The organism is Bacillus sp. 37MA, from assembly GCF_000372765.1.
Classification (GTDB): Bacteria; Bacillota; Bacilli; order Bacillales; family Domibacillaceae; genus Domibacillus; species Domibacillus aminovorans.
This window is the reverse complement of record NZ_KB889752.1, coordinates 1137664-1155923: the sequence shown is the minus strand read 5'-3', so window position 1 is coordinate 1155923 and position 18260 is coordinate 1137664. Positions and strand designations below refer to the sequence as shown.

The 18260-nt window shown below is 37.8% G+C and carries 27 protein-coding genes; 7 read left to right on the top strand and 20 right to left on the bottom strand.

What is annotated here, in order from left to right; genetic code table 11:
* Window positions 1-53 precede the first annotated feature (53 nt).
* On the bottom strand, window positions 54-395 hold the full coding sequence (locus A3M5_RS0106465; protein ID WP_018392950.1) for a nuclear transport factor 2 family protein: 342 nt from the start codon (window positions 393-395) through the stop codon (window positions 54-56).
* A 169-nt stretch (window positions 396-564) separates the two neighbouring features.
* On the opposite strand from A3M5_RS0106465, the gene A3M5_RS0106460 reads away from it, so the two are divergent.
* Both A3M5_RS0106460 and A3M5_RS0106455 read left to right on the top strand, forming a co-directional pair.
* Window positions 565-753, top strand: coding sequence for a hypothetical protein (locus A3M5_RS0106460; RefSeq protein ID WP_018392949.1), 189 nt, complete (start codon window positions 565-567; stop codon window positions 751-753).
* Between the two features lie 149 nt (window positions 754-902).
* Window positions 903-1136: a hypothetical protein gene (locus tag A3M5_RS0106455; protein WP_018392948.1), complete on the top strand. Its 234-nt coding sequence runs from the start codon at window positions 903-905 to the stop codon at window positions 1134-1136.
* A 139-nt stretch (window positions 1137-1275) separates the two neighbouring features.
* Here the strand turns inward: A3M5_RS0106455 and A3M5_RS0106450 are convergent, their stop codons facing one another.
* From A3M5_RS0106450 to A3M5_RS22405, 7 genes are all read right to left on the bottom strand, one after another.
* On the bottom strand, window positions 1276-1560 hold the full coding sequence (locus A3M5_RS0106450) for an AbrB/MazE/SpoVT family DNA-binding domain-containing protein (RefSeq protein ID WP_018392947.1): 285 nt from the start codon (window positions 1558-1560) through the stop codon (window positions 1276-1278).
* A 109-nt stretch (window positions 1561-1669) separates the two neighbouring features.
* Entirely contained in the window at window positions 1670-1891 is a 222-nt protein-coding gene (locus A3M5_RS0106445; protein ID WP_018392946.1) for a hypothetical protein, read from the bottom strand.
* An 11-nt stretch (window positions 1892-1902) separates the two neighbouring features.
* Window positions 1903-2094 carry a hypothetical protein gene (locus A3M5_RS22410; RefSeq protein ID WP_018392945.1) on the bottom strand — a complete coding sequence of 64 codons (192 nt, stop codon included), beginning with the start codon at window positions 2092-2094 and terminating at the stop codon, window positions 1903-1905.
* Window positions 2095-2238: 144 nt separating this feature from the next.
* Window positions 2239-2913 carry a hypothetical protein gene (locus tag A3M5_RS0106435; protein WP_018392944.1) on the bottom strand — a complete coding sequence of 225 codons (675 nt, stop codon included), beginning with the start codon at window positions 2911-2913 and terminating at the stop codon, window positions 2239-2241.
* A 33-nt stretch (window positions 2914-2946) separates the two neighbouring features.
* Entirely contained in the window at window positions 2947-3150 is a 204-nt protein-coding gene (locus A3M5_RS0106430) for an XtrA/YqaO family protein (protein ID WP_018392943.1), read from the bottom strand.
* Window positions 3151-3953: 803 nt separating this feature from the next.
* Window positions 3954-4178 (bottom strand): hypothetical protein, encoded by a 225-nt coding sequence (locus A3M5_RS0106420; protein WP_018392941.1) that lies wholly within the window; start codon window positions 4176-4178, stop codon window positions 3954-3956.
* Window positions 4179-4421: 243 nt separating this feature from the next.
* Entirely contained in the window at window positions 4422-4601 is a 180-nt protein-coding gene (locus tag A3M5_RS22405; protein ID WP_018392940.1) for a DUF3954 domain-containing protein, read from the bottom strand.
* Window positions 4602-5192: 591 nt separating this feature from the next.
* Here A3M5_RS22405 and A3M5_RS26790 point away from each other — a divergent pair.
* On the top strand, window positions 5193-5363 hold the full coding sequence (locus tag A3M5_RS26790; RefSeq protein ID WP_018392610.1) for an aspartyl-phosphate phosphatase Spo0E family protein: 171 nt from the start codon (window positions 5193-5195) through the stop codon (window positions 5361-5363).
* Between the two features lie 532 nt (window positions 5364-5895).
* On the opposite strand, the gene A3M5_RS0106395 is transcribed toward A3M5_RS26790, so the two are convergent.
* From A3M5_RS0106395 to A3M5_RS0106380, 3 genes are all read right to left on the bottom strand, one after another.
* Window positions 5896-6081: a hypothetical protein gene (locus A3M5_RS0106395; protein ID WP_018392936.1), complete on the bottom strand. Its 186-nt coding sequence runs from the start codon at window positions 6079-6081 to the stop codon at window positions 5896-5898.
* Window positions 6082-6381: 300 nt separating this feature from the next.
* Window positions 6382-6675 carry a hypothetical protein gene (locus A3M5_RS0106385; RefSeq protein ID WP_018392934.1) on the bottom strand — a complete coding sequence of 98 codons (294 nt, stop codon included), beginning with the start codon at window positions 6673-6675 and terminating at the stop codon, window positions 6382-6384.
* 15 nt (window positions 6676-6690) lie between these two features.
* On the bottom strand, window positions 6691-6945 hold the full coding sequence (locus A3M5_RS0106380; protein WP_018392933.1) for a hypothetical protein: 255 nt from the start codon (window positions 6943-6945) through the stop codon (window positions 6691-6693).
* Window positions 6946-7012: 67 nt separating this feature from the next.
* On the opposite strand from A3M5_RS0106380, the gene A3M5_RS26410 reads away from it, so the two are divergent.
* On the top strand, window positions 7013-7141 hold the full coding sequence (locus A3M5_RS26410; RefSeq protein WP_018392932.1) for a hypothetical protein: 129 nt from the start codon (window positions 7013-7015) through the stop codon (window positions 7139-7141).
* 167 nt (window positions 7142-7308) lie between these two features.
* Here the strand turns inward: A3M5_RS26410 and A3M5_RS24475 are convergent, their stop codons facing one another.
* The 4 genes from A3M5_RS24475 to A3M5_RS25730 all read right to left on the bottom strand — a co-directional run bounded on the left by A3M5_RS24475 (window position 7309) and on the right by A3M5_RS25730 (window position 8467).
* A complete protein-coding gene (locus tag A3M5_RS24475; RefSeq protein WP_018392931.1) occupies window positions 7309-7710 on the bottom strand; it encodes a DUF3310 domain-containing protein in 402 nt (133 codons plus the stop codon).
* Window positions 7711-7716: 6 nt separating this feature from the next.
* Window positions 7717-7947, bottom strand: coding sequence for a hypothetical protein (locus A3M5_RS0106365; protein WP_018392930.1), 231 nt, complete (start codon window positions 7945-7947; stop codon window positions 7717-7719).
* The gene (locus A3M5_RS0106360) at window positions 7944-8201 is read right to left on the bottom strand and encodes a hypothetical protein (RefSeq protein WP_152333358.1); all 258 of its coding nucleotides are present in this window, start codon (window positions 8199-8201) and stop codon (window positions 7944-7946) included. Before A3M5_RS0106360 ends, A3M5_RS0106365 begins: the two co-directional genes overlap by 4 nt.
* Window positions 8202-8293: 92 nt before the next feature.
* A complete protein-coding gene (locus A3M5_RS25730) occupies window positions 8294-8467 on the bottom strand; it encodes a hypothetical protein (RefSeq protein ID WP_018392928.1) in 174 nt (57 codons plus the stop codon).
* On the opposite strand from A3M5_RS25730, the gene A3M5_RS24470 reads away from it, so the two are divergent.
* Entirely contained in the window at window positions 8430-8660 is a 231-nt protein-coding gene (locus tag A3M5_RS24470) for an HNH endonuclease signature motif containing protein (RefSeq protein WP_082193863.1), read from the top strand. The two genes, A3M5_RS25730 and A3M5_RS24470, sit on opposite strands and share 38 nt — an antisense overlap.
* Before the next feature lie 282 nt (window positions 8661-8942).
* Here A3M5_RS24470 and A3M5_RS0106350 read toward each other — a convergent pair whose 3' ends face one another.
* The 5 genes from A3M5_RS0106350 to A3M5_RS25235 all read right to left on the bottom strand — a co-directional run bounded on the left by A3M5_RS0106350 (window position 8943) and on the right by A3M5_RS25235 (window position 15274).
* Window positions 8943-9710, bottom strand: a complete 768-nt coding sequence (locus tag A3M5_RS0106350; RefSeq protein WP_018392927.1) for an ABC transporter ATP-binding protein — start codon at window positions 9708-9710, stop codon at window positions 8943-8945.
* A gap of 157 nt (window positions 9711-9867) precedes the next feature.
* Window positions 9868-12222 carry an ABC transporter permease gene (locus tag A3M5_RS0106345; RefSeq protein ID WP_018392926.1) on the bottom strand — a complete coding sequence of 785 codons (2355 nt, stop codon included), beginning with the start codon at window positions 12220-12222 and terminating at the stop codon, window positions 9868-9870.
* A 717-nt stretch (window positions 12223-12939) separates the two neighbouring features.
* Window positions 12940-14031, bottom strand: a complete 1092-nt coding sequence (locus tag A3M5_RS0106340; protein ID WP_018392925.1) for a Ger(x)C family spore germination protein — start codon at window positions 14029-14031, stop codon at window positions 12940-12942.
* A complete protein-coding gene (locus A3M5_RS0106335) occupies window positions 14028-15116 on the bottom strand; it encodes a GerAB/ArcD/ProY family transporter (RefSeq protein ID WP_018392924.1) in 1089 nt (362 codons plus the stop codon). The genes A3M5_RS0106340 and A3M5_RS0106335 overlap by 4 nt, the downstream gene beginning before the upstream one ends.
* On the bottom strand, window positions 15113-15274 hold the full coding sequence (locus A3M5_RS25235) for a hypothetical protein (RefSeq protein WP_018392923.1): 162 nt from the start codon (window positions 15272-15274) through the stop codon (window positions 15113-15115). Before A3M5_RS25235 ends, A3M5_RS0106335 begins: the two co-directional genes overlap by 4 nt.
* Window positions 15275-15630: 356 nt before the next feature.
* Here A3M5_RS25235 and A3M5_RS0106325 point away from each other — a divergent pair, with 356 nt between their 5' ends.
* A complete protein-coding gene (locus A3M5_RS0106325; RefSeq protein ID WP_018392922.1) occupies window positions 15631-16950 on the top strand; it encodes an ATP-binding protein in 1320 nt (439 codons plus the stop codon).
* 344 nt (window positions 16951-17294) lie between these two features.
* Complete coding sequence (locus tag A3M5_RS0106320; protein ID WP_018392921.1) at window positions 17295-18215, top strand: thermonuclease family protein; 921 nt, start codon at window positions 17295-17297, stop codon at window positions 18213-18215.
* Window positions 18216-18260: the final 45 nt, after the last annotated feature.

The window sequence follows — 18260 nt, the reverse complement described above, 5'->3', positions numbered from 1 at the left end:
TTGGTGAAAACAAGATCTTTAGGTGTTTAAAAATGTATATTAAGTTCCGTAATTTAACAATTAATATTTTTAGGATGTAATCCCCCCTTTGAGCACCAAGGGGGCTTTTCATTTTCAATTGAATCAGCACCAACAGTTCCTTTTAAAGAGACTCGTGTTACTGTCACTGCTGAACGATCTAGAAGTTTTACTCGTTGATCCATAACTTCAATATCAGTGAAATTCAACACTCTCGAACGATGAGCTTCAATATCAGCTTCTTTTGTTAGGATTTGTCCAAAATGATTAACAAAGATAAGATCATCATGAATCATTTCATCTAAGGTCTTTAAATTACTTGATAACATTGCTTTTCGAAGCATTTCTTCATGTTCGATAATTAGAGTTTCTTCCATAGTAACCCCCCTATTTATTTATCACTATATGCCTATAAATCTCTTGTTACCAAGAATAACTCCTCTTTAAGTATGATTGTATTGTGGTCCATAGCAGGTGCTTTAAGTGTTCACTACCTTTTCCTCCGTAAAACTCGAAACAAGTTAAAGAAAGAAAGGGATAGATTGAATGAAGAACAATCAAACCGAGGCAAATAAAAAGTGGCAAGAAAAGAATAAAGAACACGCTAAGTATTTGAGCAACCACTCCCGTGCCCGCAGCTTTATACGTAATCAAGCAACGCTCGAAGATATTGAAGAGTTGCACATACTCCTAGATGAGCGGAAAGCTTTGCTGAAATCCGATGTCGGTGAATAATAATAAAAGCCCCGGCCGCAAATACCTATCCTGAGCATACTCACAATTATATTAAACAGATCGGCTACAGCCGATCTTTTTCTTTACCTATACTTTACAAACCTTTTTATCCCTTCCTTATATAATAAAAGAAAAGGAGCTGATCAAAGTTGATATTACTCGAAGCCGTCAAGCATCAGGGTTTATTTCGATTGTGGAATGTCCAAAAGAAAGAAGTGACTGAACCCCTTTTTTTTAGTGAGATTTTAAAATGCATTGTTGATGACGGTAATGATTGGGATCCTGGTATGTTGGATTGGTATCATGAAGAGGAAATTAATTTTGATAACTGGAAGGAAATGAAGGTTCAAGTTTTACCCATGGTGATTAATGATCAAGGATGACTGGCTTCGGCCGGTCTTTTTTGTTTAGAAACCCAGTAGAACTGCGTCATACCTAGGCTCATAGGGTGCGTTGAATCAACTTAAATAAGACAAACAAAAAAGCCCTGCTTTTGAGAACAGAACTTTTTATTTCAAATCTTTATTTCATCTCCACTTTTATTTTACTTTGAAGTTCTAGCAACAACTCTTCTGCCCCTTGTTGACTAAGGATTATACCACCTGTAAGCTCTTTATTCTGTTCATTAAATTCATTTGTTATAAGACAAGGGGATAAGGGGTTATACTTTTTAAGAATGATCATTTCATTTTTAACGAAAAATTCGAGCTCAGGGTTCTCTTTTATATCTATTTTACACCTTAGCTTCATTGGTAAAGAGATTCTACCTAACTGATCTAATTTCCTTACATATCCTGTACTCTTCAATTGAACCCCTCCATTACATTTATGTAATTTTACCCCTTTCCCACCCAGATTATTCCCTTTTTCTTCAGAGTATTATAATAGAACTATTTGTTTTATTGATTTTTTCAAGCTATGATGACTTGGTGATACCGAGCAATTCCGCTGTATATTCAACAGGATTCCGGCCGGACATCATCCATTGAATGGCAAACTCTGTCTCGCTGATCATGCTGTTGATGAGTGTCTTATCTTGCAAATCAAGCTCTGTTAATTCGGCTTTCGATTCAATAACTGTTTTCATTTCTCTCAATGACCGCAATGATTGTTTATATTCGTAAATGAGTGTCCGCATGTCCAACCTCCTTATTTTTGTCTGAATGCCCCGCCTTTTGCTCGTCCGTACCGTGCCCGACCCATGTCCATAATTTCTTTCCATCCTCGTTCAGACAGCTTCTCCTGCTTCTTCTGTGGAGGCTTTTCTTTCTTCCGTTCTTGTTTCACTTTCTGACGGTCTTTCTTCCATTGCTCCAGCTGCTCTTTCAAACTTGGATTCATCACGTTCACTCCTTTGGTTGCAAAAATAGGTATGAGATTGTAGATCGGTTACAACGACACAGTCCGTTAAAAAACAAAAAAGGACACCAAACAACGCGTAATGCGTCATTCAGTGTCCTCCAGTGGGCTGGCAGAACTAATATATTATGTCTTGCTTTTTTTTCTTTTTTCTTCTTCCTCAACACATTCGGAAATTAATTTAAGTAATAGTTTATTTCTATCTATTTCTTTACTTATATAATCAATAGTTAATAAAAGGAAAGCCCAGAATCCCCCGAAAAAAATTAGGCTTTTATTCCTTTCAAAAACATTTGTACTATCAATGTTATACATTGTTATAAGTGCGGTTGTTAATACTGCGATCAAAATTGTCTGTGTTGAGCTTAATATTGAATTATAGCGTGGACTTTCTGTCTTCATTTCCATATACATTTTTAATGCTTTTAAATCATTGAGGCTTTTATTTTCTTTTATTTTTTCTTTTATCTTTTGATAATTTTCGTGAAAATTCTTTGAATCAAAGTCCATTTCTCTCAATAATTCATTTCTAAAGTCGAGTGTTAAATACGGGTCACTTAACCAGTTAAATAATGAATACTTCTTTTTTTTCTTTCTTTCTAAAAAGGAGTCCAGCTTGCTAACTAGATAATCCATTATATAAATTCCTAAAAAGAGCAAAGTGTTAAATACTACGTACATCATAATGATGAAAAACAAAATTTTGGACATACTTGTCTCTTCTATGACCATTTCCACTACTGTTTGAATAGTAAAAGTCGTTACTAATGCATTTACTGACAAGTATACAATTTTGTTCACTGAACCACTCTCCTTATAATTTTTTTAGATTACTCAAAACTCCTCCCCCTCTTCTTTCTTCATCCGTTTCACTTTCCCTTGATGTGTCACGATCTTGTATTCACCGTGTGGCGGCAATTCTCTCAATTTTGCTTTTCCATCACAGATCACCACCACACAAGCTTTCGGTATTTCCATTATATCCAATTCCAACATCATTGTGGAAGGATTGATCACAATATCTTGTAGTTTAACCATTATTTTCTCCTTTTTTCGTGAAAAAAGAGCACCAAACAAACGCATCTTGTGCGTTCATTCAGCGCCCTCGGTTTTTCCGTTAGGCTAATTCGAGAAACTATTCTTCCCCTGGAATAGTTGCTTTTTGAACTAACTGTGTATTAAATAGCTACCGTTTACCTCTTTTTAATTGTTATAATATTAGAACTAAACTCTATAATTGGAGGCAAGGCCTTGAATGCTTAAATATAATGTTCATTTTGAAATAACCCAGTTTGCTAATGTAGATGAAGGCCATCATATACCAGAGAATTATTCCTATTGAATTCCTTTAATGAATTACTTTCTAAATTATTGTGACTCAATTGAAATTCATTGTTGGAACGAAAATTTCGATTTTTTTCTTCTGAACATTATGTATGGCTCCGAATTTATTGGAAAAGATTCAGATAAAAACCAAATTGAATTTATTCAAACAATTATGCCAAAAGATATTAGTTTCCACGTGTGGTGATTTAACTGTTCCACCCTTGTTGTACGGTTTGTGTCGACTGTTGATTAAATTTTCCGTTTCTGTGTAGTCTCCAGACGGTCCACCTTGCCGCCATCGTAATAACAACAATCCAGCAGCTCATGCGGAATTAACTGACCGTCCTTCACCACATACATTGTTTTAGCTGTTCTTTCAAACTTGATTTCATCTTGATCGCTCCTATTCTCAATAAAAAAGGACACCAAGCTCTAAAGTTTGATGTCCATCGGTTTTCCGTTGGGACGTTGGCTATTTAGTTGTTATATTTTGTTCTCGAACTGTTGAGTAATTATTATAATTTTAACAGCAATTGTATAGATGGATGCTCCTCTAATTGTTGTTGCCTTTGTTTTGATTGCTCCCCTTTATACACCCAACCAGCCGGTTCTTTTTCCCATGTTTCAATTGAGAGTTCATAAGGTTCATAAAGCTCGTTACTTTCCTTCCTAAAACCAGCTTTTATTGTTATTTTATCGCATGAATCGTTGAGTTTAGACCAATATACCTTTCTCAGCATTGCACTCCACCTCTTTCCTTTTATTGTATTTTATTTAGCACTTACTCACCTGTCTGTATTTCACACTAAATTTATGTTTTAATTCTGAACTAATACCATTTAGCGCTCAACCCAGCTTGATTTTTTTACTCTACTGTTGATCAATCGTCTTTTCGACTGCCTATTTTGATTTCGCTTAAACAACCAAATATGAGTACAATCCACAACGTCATCCACCACGGATGCTCGAAAAAGATTTCCATGTTACACCTTCCGTTTCTGTGTAGTCTCCAAACGGTCCACCTTGCCGCCCATCGTAATAACAACTGTTTCTTCGTAATCCGGCAGCTCATGCGGAATTAACTGACCGTCCTTCACCACGTACATTGTTTTGTTACTCATCAAATCTATTTCGGCTGTCATTTTTTCATGGTTAATCTTCATACCACAGGACGCTCCCCAGTCTGTTAAAATAGAATTGAGAGAACTATTTCAAGAGCTGGGGACTTTTCCTTGGCTTTTTTTGTATAATCTTTTCTAAATTGAATATATTGTTTTCGTACGAGGGATTCTCGTCATACTCAACTTAAACCTTATTCGTCAACATTCAACTCTTTTACAGCCAGGCTCCGGCCTGGCTATTTTTTGTTTAAAACTCGACTTCCACTTTGATTTTCATCGAGATTTCTTCTGCCGTCATGACATACCCTAGTGGATGACTATTTTCCGAATTGAATTTTTGCACTTCATCCACTGATTTCATCCTCCTTATATGTCTACTGTTGATCACTCTCCCTTACACCTCTTATATAAGATTTTGTGCTTGATTTCTGTTTCCACAGTATCTTTTTTGTTTAATTCCCCCCCAATTGGATATGACTAGTAACTAATTCAAATTTACTCAACGAAGGAGACCATCACAGTATGCCGCTAATCGATATTGTTGCATGGATAATATCAATAGTTTTATTCATTAGTTTCATTTTTTCTTTAGTGACTTTATTAAGTAAACCAAGATTGTTACGTGAAACTGAAATGTTATCTACTCAATTAAATTTAGATGACTTATCCACCCAAATTAACGATATTCGCGAGTTAATGATAGCCTCTGGTTTAAAAAAGGGATTTACAGATATCGAAACCCTTAAATATAGCGAAGAACTGGACAAATTAATTCTTCAATTTCAATTGCAAAGCAGACTTTAAAAACTATCGAGAATAAATATCATTTTTTGTATAATTTTCTCTTGGATGGTTAAACTATTTTTGCATGAGAGTTCCTGCTTGTACACGACAGTTTTACTCCTTTTAGCCGAGGTTTTACTCCCTCGGCTATTTTCATGCCGGAATCGACGTACTGTTGATCGAGAATATTCATTTGATAAACGGGTATAGAACACTACGCTCCTCTTGTTTATCCTTTACACGAAGTTTTCTCCATTCCATCTAGAATTTTGATAGAGGTGATTATTTGAGAAATGTACACAGAATCAAGCAATTAATTTCTTATCTTGATTCGGTCGACTATCCGCTAACCGAAGAAGAAATTTATGATCTTATTTTAAAAAGGGAAATCCCTCACAAAAACCCTAATAACAGCCTTATTGTTTTTGACTTGGACCATATCGATTGGTGGATTAATGAAAATAGAACCAAAAATCGTTCGTTAAAGTCCTACTATTGAGTAGGATTTTAGTCATTAAAAGAACTCCCTACTTTTGTATCTACTGTTGATCAATCATCTGTTTCTTTTCGTATAATGTATGTCGAATCCGACAGGCTTCCCGTGCTGCCAGACAATAGTCTGGCAGCCAAAACCCGTCGGCAAATCATCCACTTTCTTAGGTACTCCATCCTCTACATAATAAGTTGCATTCTCCATCAAGTTAATTTCAGCTGTCATTTTTTCATGGTTAATCTTCATACCACAGGACGCCCCCAGTCTGTTAAAATAGAATGGCGAGTAATGTTTCAAGAGCTGGGGGCTTTTTTTGCATTATTTTCTCATTAATGGTTATATTGCTTTCAATCGGTACATTTTGCTATGGTAATTTCCATGTTTTAAAGCCGGGGCAATCTGGCTTTTTTTGTGTAAACTTTTGAATAACGGGTATATTCTTTTTGTATGATATTTCCATGTCATACTCCCCTGCAAAATCTAATCCTTGTACAGTCAGGTACTAACCTGGCTTTTTTTGGTTTAAAACTCCACTTCTACATTTACCTACACATCCTGTAGCATCCTTTCTCTTAACTCAAAGAACCACTGCCGATCCCCTGTCTTGATCGCTAAATCTATTAGGTCTTGATAGTCTTCTTTTGCCAGCGTATTATCTATTACTGCTGTCTTGTTTTGGTCATAAATTCTGGACTCTGGCTTCACCCAAATCAGTGTATCATTCACGCGTTTGGCTACTCTCGTCACATAAACTTGCCCATTTGAGTGAGGAAGCCCGGTAATGTAGCCAAGGGCTGTTTCCTCTCCGACTTTGCAGAATACCCAGTCTCCAATGTTCATCACGCCACCCCTTTTTTAAAATAAACTGAGCTGTTCGATAAACTGTGACGATTCTTCTTCATCGAATATTGCTACCTCTGGCATCTGTTCCGTTGCGATTTCTCCCGATTCGATAGCTTGTAAACTTTCAACATATCTGAAACTCTCAAACCAATGCACAGGCAGACTGCCGAGTAATCCTTCTAGTTCCGGATTAGAATAATAATCTACATGGCTACCAGATCCTCGTGCAATGACATAATATTCTTTATCACATGGATCTTTTGACACTTCCCAGCACCATATGAGCTTTGCGACATATACTTCATTGAATTAACTTTAACAAGGGGGATTTTTAATGCAATTGGATCAAACGTTAAAAGATCTTTTAGCAAAAGCAAACTTATATGGACTGCTGGCAAAAAAATACGAATACGTGGATCCTCAAAAGCACATGCATTATTATCAAAAGCACAATGATACCTAGAGGATATAACTATGCTCCACAAATGATGCCTGGACAGTTTCTATTATATTAATTTTATTGAGAAGTCGTTTTACGGCTTCTTTATTAGTTAAAGAACGATTTCAGCGTTTCCTCCTCCACTCACCGTGACTATGCATGGCTGTGCTTCGTAACGTTCGCGATCTATGTCATTCACTCTTCCAAGCTATTAGTTCGTTCATATAGTAACGTAGCTTCTTTAAATCCTCTACGCCGCCCTTTAACCAATGCCTTATTGCGTATTTTAAGATGTTGCCTTTACAAAAACCGGCGTACTCTTCTTTCGTGAAGGTGCGTTTCATGACTGTGTTGGGATCAATGCCTGTGCAGTGGTAATGCTCTGGTTTGTCTACTGGATCAAAGTTTGAATTTTGCTCATTTTGATTGTTGCTTTCTTCGGTGACTATATAATGCTCGAACCGAATCGTCTTTGCTTCATAGGCTCCACTTGTAACATAGTAATATTCGCTCACAGCCTTTGATGGCAATACATCAAATACATTTCCGACTTTATCTACATACCAATTTTCTTTTTCGCTAGAAGTAATCACTACTTTTCATTCCGCTTCACCCTCTACTATCCTGTACTGCCGCGCCCTTACTTTCGCCATTTCCGCGACACACGCTATTTCTCTTGCATGTGGATCGTCTGCTTCAATGAATCCCTTATCAATCATCTGCGTCACCAGTGCGCCGATGTCACCCGTTGTATATCCTTCTGCGCGGAATAATCGTTCGTGGTAGCTCATTGGCTTTTCTATACGCATTATGAAGGTTTGTCCAATCATTCCGCCATCTCTCCTTCTTTCTGCTGCTTCAGCCGATCCATTAAAGCCACAAACCATTCTTCGTCTTTTGTTAGTAGCGATAGTTCAATCAGTTCGTTCAGATCCTCGCTCTTTAGCTTGTCGCCTAGCTTAATCAACGTGTGCTGCGTGGCGTTGCCCTTAATGAGTTTCCCGTTCACAATCCAGTTCACTGTTGCCCCAAATTGGTTTTCACCTTCAACGAATCCCATTTTCTTATCTAACAGACTTTCCACCCATTCGCCCATGTTAAAAATGATAAACGCCCCCTATTTGGTTATTGAATGATTTCCCATTTAGCACTCAGTATCTCTTTAATTTCAATATTTTATTCTTCATGATTCTTACGATTTATAGAGTAATCGGCGTAACGATCACCTTCATCTTCTTCCAAATAAGAGACAATAATTTTTCCCTCTCTGTATGCTATCATCGCTTCTTCAAAGGTCACGTATTGCGGTAGGATGCGCCATTTCGAACTGATGACGCTCGGCGGCTTCAAAATAATCTCTTCATGTGGCCATGAAGCACCATTTCTTCATGCGTCGAATGGAACTCCTTATTTAGAAGTTCATCATGTTATTCCATTGTCTAAAGGTGGAGATGATACTGTTGTAAACGCACAGTCACTTTGTCCAAATTGCCATCGTATGCAGAAAAAAATAAAAAGCTATACCTATATAACTGTATATTGACTGATACGGCTTTTCCCTATTGGTTACGCTTGAGTATCTGCTCTTTTATTGCTCTAGTCCTCTCTTTAATACTCTCCGTTTCTTCTTTTTGTAGGCTCTGTTAAAATCCAATGCTGACTTTTAACCAAAGAAAAAAGACCGAGAAAATCGGCCTTTGTTGTCTGTTTTCTTGAACTAACGCCCCCGATAGTTTAAGTACAATATTTCACAAACTATCTTGTGGAATAAAAAAGACGCCCTTCATCTTGAAAAAAGCCTGGGATATTGATAAAAAATGAAAAATTAGAATCCATTTTCCACTAACCATTTCATAATGCTTTCTTCTCTTTCCTTAATATCGTCATGCTGCGCATCGTATTTACGCATTTTCTTCTGTGCCACAATATTTCCATCTACCATATACAATACTCTTTCGGTTTTTGCTGCCACCTTTACATCATGCGTAACGAGCATTACGGTTGTCCCTTTTTTATTAATCTCTGTAAGAAGTGACATAATCTCTTCTGTCGATTTGGAATCTAATGCTCCGGTCGGTTCGTCTCCAAATATGATATCCGGATCATTTATCAATGCTCTGCAGATGCCGACTCTCTGCAGCTGTCCACCAGATGCCTGGGTGATATTATGATCTGCAAGCTTTTCAATTCCTGTTATTTCCAACAGTTTTTTTGCTTTTTGATGTACCGCATTTTTATCGGCATCTTTTGATACAAGAGCAGGAAACATAACATTGTCAATCAATGACAGATTCTTTAAAAGATTAATATCCTGAAAGATAAATCCCATGTTATTCAGTCGAATCTTCGCCAGTTCTTCTTCTTTGAGTCTACCGATTTCACGGCCTTTAAATTTCACACTACCTGAAGTAATTCTGTCCATACCGCTTACATTATATAGCAGCGTTGACTTCCCGCTTCCGGATGGCCCCATGACCGATACGAATTCACCTTTTTCTATCTCCAAGTTTACATCCTTTAAGATATGAAGCTCATGATCTTTCCCTAATCCTACTTTTTTGTTCATACTTCTTGCTTCTAATATATTGCTCAAATATATTCCTCCAATGTCAACTATTTAAATCAAAGTCTATATTCCGGAATGTCTTATTTTTCAGGAATCTGCATTCTTATCTACATCGGTGCCTTCACGCAGGGGACTTCTTCCACCTTCGCAGATACGCCTCCTGCCCGGACCTTTTTCAGAAGTTCTAACTTCTTAAAGCTACAGATAAATCATCTTCTACTGTTACCTTACAGCACACAGATATAGTAAATCCAACTACTACAATCAGCACTAACGGACAAAGCAGCCAAGTCTGCCATGCAATATGAACAAATTGAATTCTTGCAGCTCCCATAGAGGACATTGCCATACTTACAAGAAACTCCCCTAAATAATCTGAAGCCAGCACTCCAAGTATGATTCCCAATATCAGTACCATTAAGGTTCCTGCCATATATTGACGCTTAATATTTTTGGAAGTTAAACCCACACTTCGCATGATTGCAATCTGGGACATATCCTTTGACAATAACATCTTAAGGAATAATGCAGTTATCAATACAACAATTATTACTGCAATTGTGATCCCGCCTATAACAATTGTGATCATCTGATCAATGATATTTCCAAGAGTCTGTTGTGTATATTCTTTGATATCATTTACCTGTGCAGAATCATAGGTATTCTGATAGTAGTCCATTTTCTCACGAATATTCACGCCTTGAGCCACATCCATGCTCACAATATACCAAAGAACGGCATCTTCATTTAAACCAAGACTGGTATCCGCCTTTGCTGTTTTCCCGCCATTTGTAATATCTTGATAAATACCAACTACTTTCACAGTCCTTTCTGTCCCTGCAACATTTACTACTACTTCATCTCCCACTTTCTTGTTTAATCCGTCTTTTGACGCGTTTGCAAAGGAAAGTGAGATTTCCCCTTCACCCTTCGGTGCTCTCCCTTCCAGATAATTTAATGGAAATACGGAAAAATCTCCGATTTCAATATTAATATAGTCCCAGGAACCTTCCGCATTTTTGACCTGGTAGGAACTTGTGATGTATGCGGCATACTTTTCAATATCCGAATCATTCTGCAATTCTTCCTGCAGCTTTTTGAAATCTTCTGTAATCGTATCTGTCCTTCGAAGATCGATTCTCATGTCGGATTTTCCTATTCCCATGTATGTGGAAAATTCTGGTGAATTCATGGTGTTATAAATATTTAAGGGAATTATTACAATAAACGTACATACGACAAAAATAAAAAACAGTAACCTGTATAATTTGAAACGTTTCCATACATCCCTTAGTCCCATGTAAATATTGGTGCTGAAGAATTTGTTCTTAAGCAGTGGAAAACTGTTTTTTCGGTTCTTTCCACGCTCCATGATATCTGAACGCAATGCTTCCACCGCAGAAATCTTATCGATACTTTTCAGTACTTTCTTGCAGTACATCACAATCATGAAATATACAAATAATGGAGCTATAAGAGATAGTACATATTTTAAGTTTCCTGATAAATCCGAAGATATATAAAGTCTCATATTACCGTTAAACAGATTTACCACTACAAAAGAAAGCAGATATCCTATTATACCGGCTACTACTGACAAGACTCTGTATTTGTTAAGATATACCTTCTTTATATCCTTTTTGGATATTCCAATTGCTTTCATAACACCGATTTCTCTTAAATCTTCATCAATTGTTGCCAGAAACGTAAGTCTGATACAAAGCGAAGCTATAATAATTAGCAGAATACTGATAAGTATAATGAACATTGCAACTGCCGCATCTGACATGGCATTAAACAGCAGAAATATCTTTCCTCCGATTGTAGGACCGTTTGCTGGAAGACCTGCTTCGATATATGCAGTCTGAACAGCTTGAGAATCCCCGTTTTCATTCAGTTTGAATTCGATAAGATATTCCAGTTCCCCTGTCTGCTTTATAAGCATTTCATCATAGTCCGCCTGATTAATAACAAACCGTTTCGAAGAAGTAAAGGAAGAGTTCATCTCATAATCTCTTGCATAATCTGAAATGACAAACTCTTTCTGATACCCTCCACTTTTCACCGTAATCGTATCACCTATTTTTAAATCATATTGTTCCATGAAATAGATGGGAACCGCCACTTCACCTTCCTTTACTTCCAGCTTTTCATTATTCAGATCCAATATAAAATCAAATTTCTTATTCTGTACAACAAATGAAATATCCTGTATAGTTCCAGCCATCGTTTGATTTTGGCCAAAATGAATATTACTTCCATCAAAATTCAGAAGAACCATCGTCTCCTGCATCGCTATATTCTCACGCTGTTCTTCTGTGAATTTATGTATTTCTGCCGGGTCATATTTTCCGGAATGCATTTGCGTAATGTCAGCTGGGACTGCACGTTCCTGCAGTTCCGACATCGACTGAATCAGATTGGCAATAATATTTGTTGCACTAGCTCCCAAAAGAACTGCCAGAGTTATAAATACAAACACTGTCACAGTTATGATTTTTTTCCTGTAGCAATCATTCTTTACAATTTTTAAAAACAAAGTTTTTCCTCCTTTTCTATAACTTTTTCCTTTCCAAAACAAGCACTAGCAAGAATGACAAAATTAACGTTAAACATATAAAAAGATATTTATTAATACTCACTCTTTCCTCTGCCAAACCCAGTATCTTTTAATACTTCAATTGGGTATACTAAAATCCTTTATGGTTTAAATATAACAATTTAATGGAAATCTTCAATACATTTTAAGGCTGAATTTTCCATACAACTTTAGACGTAGATTTCGACAGTTATTATTTTCTTATTAAGCTAACCTGCCCGTTAGTTCAATAGGGAAATTAATACTATTCGTTAACAGAGCCTTAATCTACAGTTTCAAAACTCCCTCAAAACACCTATTTACAAACAGATTATAAACAAACAGCTATAGAAATAATTGTTCAAACATTCGGTGTTGAATATGAATTTGCTGAAGAAAGGCTAGAACGTTGGCTAATACAACGGGCTATGGTGTATTAAGGATAAAGAGACAATAAAAACTCGCCCTATCTGAATCAAAATGATCGAGTTCAGAAAAGGACGAGTTTTGGATAACATAAAGCAACATAAGTAGCTATTCAAATGAAAATCATGTGTCTTGCCCTTACCTGGGGTTACAGCGACATTGCCATCATGCTAAGCATAACAAAAGGGAATACAATGTTACGTTCGTTCTCATAATGTTTGTCTTTTTCTAAGTTTCATGACTTGTAAGACGTTAGAACGTAATGCCGCTTTCGATGAGCTCTGCTTTCACATGAATCTTGACGTTCACTTCTGGATAGGCGGTTCCCCATTTTAATTGTTTAAACCGGTCCGGATCTTTTGCGTTCACCTTGCGCCCGATGCCCAATACATCCGAATTGGCTTCTTTTATTTTGTCCATCGTTTTTTCCATCGACTGTTCGATTTGGTCTGACAGTTTTTTGTTCACTTTTTTCACCATTTTTTTATCTTCTAAATGATCTGGCGGATAATCTGTCACACGGTAGCTCAATTGATACGATAAATCAACCGTTACTGGTCCGTCCTTTGGCACGTGGACGTTCATTTTCCGTTTCATTTTTTCAACCCCAATCGTAATACTCTCCTCTTTTTCCACTGGAAATGTCAGAAAAGCCTCTTTCCCCTTTTCGTCTTTCATTAAAAGTAAAACGGTCGTTTCAGCTACAGACAATTTTTCGACCATATGTTTATTGTGAAAAAGAGCCGTCCCCGTTACTTCCGCGACCTTCTCTTCTTTGTTAAACTTGATGAGTGGAGCCATCGCATCTTCGCCTTCATCCAAAAGCGGCGAAGCGAATAGCTGTATATTCGTCTTCGGCACCAGTGTAAGGTCTTCAGAACTTTTAATCAGGGAAGTGTAATAGACACTGTATAGTGGTTCTCCTTTTAATTCATTTCTAAAAAATGATTCTGCCTCCCCTTCCGTAATGATTATTTTGGCATTCAGTGGGCTTTTAGCATTCCGATAGAAAGAATCAAGCAGCGGATAAATGTCCTGCTGAACGGATTCTTTACTAAGTAGTACAACACGTACTTTTCCGATTTCCGTACTGGCACCTACTTTATGATCGATTTTATTTGCACTCTCTCGAACCGTTCGTCCCGTTGCTGATACGACTTGTTTTGTAAAGGCCGGCTGCGATTCGTTGCCCGGTTGTGGAATGGTATACGTCAACGTTACTTCTCCTTTTGAAGGCGCATCGATTCCTACCCCGAAGATAATATTTTTATCTTTTAGCTGACGTTCATCCCAGCATCCTGTCAGCAGCAGGCAGGAAAGCCCTAATCCAACCCATTTTTTCACACCGATTCCTCCCGTTTTTTTCGGATCAACGCAACCATTAGCAGTACGATCGGGATGAAAAAGAGAAAGATCGTGGACACGTTATTGAGTTTACCCCCAATCTCCATCAGTTCCTCCCGATTTTCATTGGCAATGGCGATTGGAATAACGAGAACAGCCAACACATAGAGCGATTTCCGGTGCTCCTTCGCCTTCAAAAGGTGTGTCAGTCCAGTCGATGCCACATACAAATAACTCATAATCGTCGTCAGAACAAACACAGCCCATATCGTCAGAAAGAGAAGATCTATCCGTTCAATGACAATCAGTTCGACTTCTTTCAGCACATATAAAACCGGCTCCGGAACGATTTTTATTTCCTTTGGACTGAATACAGCAGAGGCGACAATCGCGAGGAACGCATACACGATGGTGGCTACCGCACTTGCCCCGGCTGCTGCTTTCCATTTAGCCATTTTTGATCCTTCCGTAAAAGGGTACAAATAAAGTAAAAGTTCGAATCCTACAAACGTAGTCACTATTTTCCCGCTGCCTTTCATGATGGCCTCCACTCCGTTTGAGGCGACTGGCAACAAGTATTGTATCTCGAAGTGTGGAATGAGAGGAAGGAACACGAATAAAACTGACACGAGTAAAAAAGAAGCCAGGGCATGAAACCGTGCCATCACTCTCACGTTTTCTCTTACTAGGTAAACCGACACCGCGACACTCAACACGGCAAAGACGACATGCGGTGTTCGTGGAAAAGCCCAGTTTGATGATATGGCAAGAAACATAGACAGCTCGTAGCAGGTGATGGCAAAAAAGAAAAGCGTATACATCATCGTCAACACCGTACCGATGATTCTCCCGACAAGGAGCGGGGCAAAATCATACAAGGTGAGTCCTGGAAAACGTGACGAAAGCAGGCACATCAGCGCAATGCCTCCTTGTACGAACAAACCTGCAAGCAAAACGGCAATCCATCCATCTTTTCCTGCGTCCTCTTGAACCGTGTAAGGAAGCGATAAAAGGCCAATGCCTATCTGGGTTTGCAACAGAACGAAAAACAGCTGAACAGGCGAAATCGTTGCAGGTGATTTCATTTTTTCACCCACTCTCTTGAACGGAACTCCGCGTCTTCTTTAAGTGGACGACTGTCGAGCGGCCGTGTGTTCAACTTCCAAGTAGGCTGTTTTATAAATGTATCCTTTTCTTTTGGCTGCTCTTGATTCCCTCTGTTTTTCTTGAAGAATAAAAGCATCGTATTAAATTACCTTTCTTTCTGTTTTCGTACATTTTGTCCGAGTACTTCCCCGATTATTCTGATTAAACATTTGGTGTTGAATATGATTTTGCTGAAGAACGGCTTAAACGTTGGCTGATACAACGTGCCATGGTGTATTACGGATAAAAGAAACGGATTCTATCCCCCTCACTATTTGTCGTAATTTGTCTAAAAAAAAGTGTAGAACTCACCTTTTTTTTATAGGAAGATAGAAGAAAGTACTATTCATTCATTATTAGCACGCTATATCGTGTTTTTATTTTAACTATTGAATGGTATTTCAAATCATGTATGTAACCGTTAACTATCTTAGATGGAACAGAGGCGATATAGTGGACAGCATAATCAATGATATTCAAGTCTTTTTACTAAACATTTTTTTCGTTTTTATTTTTTTCTATCTATATCTTAAGTTTATTGAAGGTAAAATCAGTAGATTAAATAATGAACTTGTCATGACTCTCATGTCCGGAACATTTATCATTCTTTGTGTATCGTATACAGTTCTTACGAAAGCTGATCATCTGATGGAAATGCGTCAAATTCCCTTTCTCATTGGGGCGTTATATGGTGGTCGTCGGGTTGCCGTTTATTTATTTGTCATTTTAATTACTTATCGTTTCTATTTAGGCGGTTCTGGTTTTTATTTAGCGTTGGCAATAAATTCATCTTTACTTATTGCTTCATGGTATATTATACCTTTATTCCAGAATGCAGTTAATATTAACAAAAAAGTGTATCTTACCATGTTAGCTTATTTTTCTATAATACTAGCCAAGATACTAGTGATCTCTTTATTTTTTTCAGAACTAATAAACGTAAGATTCGTTACACTTGTAAGCGCTTTCTCGATTGTTCAATTATTTAGCGTTACATCATTTGTCTATCTTATCGAGAAATCACGAAAACAAACTATTCTCGCCAATGAATTAAGAAAACTTGAAAAGCTAAGAACAGTAAGTGAATTAGCAGCAAGTATTTCTCATGAAGTAAGAAATCCATTGACTGTTACAAAGGGGTTTCTTCAACTACTACGGGAGCCTGATCTTACTGATCAAGATAAGCTTAATTATATAGATACAGCAATGGATGCTTTGGAGAAAGCTGAATCTACAATTACCGATTATCTTACCTTTGCAAAACCTTCATTAGAAAACATAAAGATATTGGATCTACATAAGGAACTAATATACATCGAAAATTTCATTGATCCTTATGCCGCTATGAATAATGTACAAATTGAAGTACGACTTGAAGAAGATATCTATATTGCTGGTGAAGATCAAAAGCTTCACCAGTGTCTTATAAATGTCGTGAAAAATGGCATTGAATCAATGCCCCTAGGAGGAAACTTACTAATTGAGTTGCGACGTGTTGTAGACAATGCCATTATCACTGTAACAGATACAGGTATCGGGATGGATGAGGAACAACTCGACCGTTTAGGAAGCCCCTTTTTCACAACAAAAGATATTGGCACTGGGCTTGGTACAATGGTTGTCTATAGTATCGTTAAAGCGATGCGAGGGGAAATTATAGTAAATAGCGAAATAGGCAAAGGAACTAGCTTCTCTATTCTTCTTCCTATAGCTGAAAACCCTCTGTCTCCCACAGAGGATATGCTAAGTAATTTATCCGTCCCGCCTCTATAGAAAGAGTACCAGGAGCTGGGGAGGATGTTTTGAAGGATAGGTTGCCTTTCTCTGGTCGTTTTTTTCAGGGTTGATGTAGTAACTATATGAGGTGGAGTACGAGCATCTCTCCCTTATCAGAATCTATATAGAGCTAAGAGCAACATTACTTCAGGTTACTCTTAGTTCTTTTTTTCATTATTTGCCAAAGGAAAAGTGTAGAATACACTCTTTATTTATAGGAAGATAGATAGAATGACTAGTCAGGCATTATTGGCACACTATGGTGTGTATTTATTTTAACCATTGAATAGTACTATTTTCATGATATGGATGACTTATTGTTAAAAGGGGGATTTTTCGAAATGAGCAATCTGTTCAAAGGATGTCTTGGTTGTCTAGGACTGCTTGTTGTGTTGGCTTTACTCGTTGGCGGATGTACTGCGTTTTTCGATGTAGATGAGGGCGTTGAGGTTAGCAATAATTCTGTTATAGAAACGGAAGTAAGTGAAGAGGAAACTACTGCTGAAGAACAGACCACTGAGAAAGTCACTGCTCCGACAACTACAGAAGTTGTTAATAAGGAACAAACAGCTAGTTCCCTTCCCGTTGGGTTAATTGCTGCTACTGTAATTCGTGTAGTGGATGGCGACACGATTAAAGTTACTATGGATGGCAAGGAAGAAACCGTTCGACTGATTCTTGTCGATACGCCGGAAACAAAGCATCCACAAAAAGGTGTGCAGCCATTCGGACCGGAAGCATCTGCTTTCACGACTGAACAATTAGCAGGTAAAGAAGTGAAGATTGAACCTGGCATTGAAGAACGAGACCGCTATGGCCGCTTACTTGCTTATGTGTATGTCGCCGGAGATAAAATGTTTAATAAAATGCTATTAGAGAAAGGCTTGGCCCGCGTCGCCGTTTATCCTCCAAATACGCAGTACCTTGACGAATTCGAAAAAATACAGGCCGATGCAAAGAGTAAAGCAATCGGGATCTGGTCTGTTGAAAATTACGTGACTGATGATGGTTATAATTCTGAGTCGTATGAAGAGGTAGAGTCTATGCCTGCTCCAGTTCAAGAAGAACCTCAGCCAGAACCAGTGACTGTCATTGAAGCACTACCATCACCTGATTCAGTGACGGAACCGATTTTACAAATAGAATCATTTCAAAACTGCACTGAGTTAAGAGCAGTGTATCCAGCTGGCGTCGCTTCTGATCACCCTGCTTACGAATCAAAGCATGATCGTGATAAAGATAATTGGGCTTGTGAGAACTAATATATAACACTCCCCCGTCTGCTTTTGCGCTAACCAAAAAGAGTA